5 protein-coding genes are annotated in these 3,931 nt (G+C 33.8%); 1 reads left to right on the top strand and 4 read right to left on the bottom strand.

All coding sequences use genetic code 11. The features are described from left to right. Positions 1–765 precede the first annotated feature (765 nt). Positions 766–1,866: a GerAB/ArcD/ProY family transporter gene (locus tag BM012_RS25755; protein WP_061803101.1), complete on the top strand. Its 1,101-nt coding sequence runs from the start codon at positions 766–768 to the stop codon at positions 1,864–1,866. Positions 1,867–2,109: 243 nt separating this feature from the next. On the opposite strand, the gene BM012_RS25760 is transcribed toward BM012_RS25755, so the two are convergent. The 4 genes from BM012_RS25760 to BM012_RS25775 form a co-directional block, all read right to left on the bottom strand. Continuing rightward, positions 2,110–2,532: a hypothetical protein gene (locus BM012_RS25760; RefSeq protein ID WP_061803102.1), complete on the bottom strand. Its 423-nt coding sequence runs from the start codon at positions 2,530–2,532 to the stop codon at positions 2,110–2,112. 62 nt (positions 2,533–2,594) lie between these two features. Beyond that, complete coding sequence (locus tag BM012_RS25765) at positions 2,595–2,849, bottom strand: hypothetical protein (protein ID WP_064504958.1); 255 nt, start codon at positions 2,847–2,849, stop codon at positions 2,595–2,597. A gap of 106 nt (positions 2,850–2,955) precedes the next feature. Beyond that, entirely contained in the window at positions 2,956–3,486 is a 531-nt protein-coding gene (locus tag BM012_RS25770; RefSeq protein WP_061803104.1) for a DUF6241 domain-containing protein, read from the bottom strand. 235 nt (positions 3,487–3,721) lie between these two features. Beyond that, the coding region (locus tag BM012_RS25775; protein WP_074842939.1) for an HU family DNA-binding protein at positions 3,722–3,931 on the bottom strand (210 nt) is incomplete at its 5' end.

Here is a 3,931-nt window from a genome sequence, read left to right on the forward strand (position 1 = left end):
GGACCTGCAATGGGAGGCTTGAGCCGTATGAGTTGAAAGGCTCACGTACGGTTCTTAGGGGAGTTAGGGGCAGCGATGCCCCTCGCTTACCCGACTTAATTAGAAATGAATAGGATTTACATTTAAAAACATAAGATTAAATATTCTCTTTAATTTGTAATCGCTTTCATTTATACTAAGGGTAGGCGGGATAGCATGAGTGGCTGTCACAGTATTTAGCGTAGGTGGGGCTAATACAGGGAAGCAGGGCATATAAGAAATGTCCTTTTTTATTTGAATAAAGTTGCTTTATCTCATTATTCAAAAGCAGATTAATTATTATTAATATCAAAACTCTTGTTTAAATATTCAAATTTACTTTTTACATAAAAATAGCACCCAATTAATTGGGTTCTATTTTTATGTAAAAAAGAATCCTTAATCGATAATTTCTTCTCCAATCTTAGTTGTATTAAATTTCTTCAATTGCTAACGTAGCATCAAAAATCACAAATAATGTTTACTATTTTGAGCAAACTACTTGAATGGGTAGTTTTTTCTCTTTTAAAGATGATTAGCTTTTTTAAATAATTTTATCGTGAATAGCACCTTGATACAGCATCGCTTTCCACTCATTTATAGAAGCATTATGGATGGAATTCATCTATGATGTCTTGTGAGAAGGTAGGGTTCGTATATCCCCATCAGCTGTTTCAACTATTATTGCTTCCAGTATAAACAGATAAACATTTAATCAACATGAGTAAAGAAGGAGGGGCTCAATGGATGGAGAAAGCGAAAATAAGTGGGATTCAACTCTTTGCCTTGATGTTTATCTTTGAATTAGGAACAGCCTTGGTCGTCAGCTACGGGAGAGATGCTGGAAAGGATGCATGGCTTTCTATTCTCTTAGCCATGAGTGGAGGGGTAATCTTATCTTTTATTTATTTATTGTTATCTCATCAACATCCTAACTTACTTCTTACAGGATATATACGTGAAATATTGGGGAAATACCTTGGATGGATCATGGGTTTATTATATTGTGTCTATTTCTTGTACATTTGCGGAAGGAACGTACGAGAATTTGGAGATCTGTTGATTTCATCTACCTTGCAGGAAACTCCATTAGTGGTAATCAACATTACCCTTGTGCTGGTAATGTGCTATGTCATTCATCTAGGAGTAGAAGTAGTAGGGAGGACCGCAGAAGTATTTATTGTTATTTTAGTTCTATTGGGGATATCAGGGAGTTTTTTTGTTCTTATATCAGGAGATGTTGAGTTTCATCGGATACTTCCCGTTCTTGAACAGGGATGGAAACCTATCTTAACCACAGCCTTTCCTCACCTCCTTATTTTCCCATTTGGTGAAATGATCGTCTTTACGATGATTGTACCGTATTTAAATCGTCCTCAATTCGCAAAAAGAGTATGGCTGACCGCCTTAATTTCAAGTGGTCTTATTTTATGCTGGACCGCCTTGCTAAATATATCTGTTCTCGGTGCAGCAATGATGAAAAAGTCCACTTTCCCGACGTTAACAGCAGTTGGGAAGGTTAATCTGTTTGAGTTTATCGAAAGACTAGACGCGATTGTGGTTTTTACGTTATTGATTACCGTCTTTTTCAAAGCATCCGTGTATTTGTATAGTGCGATTGTGGGAATAGCTGAGTTATTCAAAGTAAACACATATCATCACATTCTTTTACCTATAGGGACCATCGTTATTTTTCTATCTCTCACCATGGCCTCTAGTTTTTCAGAACAAATGGAAGAAGGTTTCCTTATAGAGGAGTCCATTTCTTTTGTTATGTTCGCCATTATTCCTTTATTCATGCTCATTGTCTCCATTAGCCGTCAGTATTTTAAGAAGAGATTAAATTAACGATACATTTTATACTACTGCTATTATTAAGTATTAGTTCATTAGGGATTAAAGCTCAATAAAATATTCAAAGCTTACTCCGAACTATACACTATCCGTAAAAGTATAACTAAGGGGAAGGAAAAAGCGTAAAACCGTTGTTACTCAATGGGTTTACGCTTTTTTACTTCTTATAAAATGTGTTATGTTAAGTGGATTTTTAATTTTCTTTTTAAAAGAATAAGTGAAAAAATTTAAAACCTCTTATTTAGTGCTTATTTTCATTTGCTCAGTATTAAAATTATAGGTCGAAATTTTAGTTTCACCTTCATAATTCATAGTTATTTTTACTTGATTCTCATCTTTCCATGTGATGTCATATAGGGATTTATTGTTAGGCTCCATGATGTTTACTACCCTTACTTTCTCTTCTTTTACTGTGTTTCCTTGGGCATCTTTAAAGTACACTTTTATATTTTTGGACCCAAACAGAAAACCATTTCCGAACTCTGTAATTTTCACTAGATTACTTCGATTTGGCGACGTACTTTTTAAAAAAGGATTCTCATCAAAAAATACCGAGTAACTTAAGCAACTTATACAGATTAATAAGACGATAAAAATCCATCGAGCAATCTTGATCTTAGTGTTCTTATACTTTTCTTCATTATCTATAAACTTTAACATGCTGTAGTTAAACACCTCAATTGGTCTTCGTTCCTTCAAATAAACTGACTATATTTAACTGATTACGGAAGTCTACCATCTTCCATGTCAACTAAACCACCCATAAGTAGCCCCATAACAATTAAAAATAAAAGTATAATGACCCCACAAAAAAAGATAACAGAGACAACAAAAATTATAATTTTATTTTTTGATTTAAGGGCTAGTACAAAACTAATTACAAGTCCTACCACACCTAGCATCCACTCATTAGTGGTTAAAAGAATGATTGATAGTAATGATAGAATCAGAGATACTAACATAAAATATTTACTCATCATTTTGCCTTTCGTCTTTTCGTTTCTAATAAGAGTTAAAACACAATAAAAAAGATAGTACAAACATATGTATAACACCCTTTTTAACTTGTTTATTCAGTCTTTCCTATCTTAAAAAATTTTGACGAATAAATTCATTCTCTTCCATCAGACTCGCACGTCCATAAGCTTTTCCAATATCTCCACCTTCGCGACTCCAAAAGTAGTTATGTTCCTCAACAACGTGTTCGTAGTTACCATTCTTCCAATGGTTAGCCATTTTTAAAAGCTCTTGACTATTGGATGGTTGAACGTTATTAATTAATTCAATAACCTCGTCTATGGCTTCTGGAGTCATTCTTACGGCTCCTGTTTTTCTTTCAGCTCTTACTTTCTGGTGAATCATCTTATGCATAATGTTCTCAATATCTTTTCCTGTAGGATTTTCAGGAACTTCCAATGCCTTCTCTTGTTCATGAGTCTTTTCATTTGCAACTTGAGATTTTTCTGGATTCTCCTGTTTAGTAGTCTCAGTGGAATTTGAATCTTCATTCTGTACTTCTCGCTCATTAGAATTGTCCATTAATTTAAGAGCAACAAACCCAACTACAATAAGTGCTAATAAAGTGAGGGACGTCATTTTTAAAAATTTCTTCATCTTTTTCTCCTTTATAAATAAAACTTTAAATATTAAACAATTTCACCATGATATCACATATGTTCCCGTATTGGTAATAATTTACAAGTTATATGAGAATTTTTGTTTATTTTTATCTATATATTTCACATCAAAAGCAACCGTCCGTAAAAGTACTTATAGGAAAAGAAAAAGCGTAAAATCCTTTTCAGTCAAGGGTTTTACGCTTTTTTACGTCTGATAAGACCTATTATGTTTATTTTACAGCTTCTTTTAATTCTTTTCCTGGTTTAAAAGCAGGAACTTTTGAAGCAGCAATTTGCATTTCCTCGCCGGTTTGAGGGTTACGCCCTGTTCGTGCCGCACGCTCACGCACTTCAAATGTTCCAAATCCAATCAATTGAATTTTCTCTTCTTTTGAAAGAGTGTCAGAAATGGTTTTAAATAATGCATCTACAGCTTTTGC

The sequence above is a fragment of the Priestia endophytica DSM 13796 genome, from assembly GCF_900115845.1.
In the GTDB taxonomy this organism is placed as follows: Bacteria; Bacillota; Bacilli; order Bacillales; family Bacillaceae_H; genus Bacillus_I; species Bacillus_I endophytica.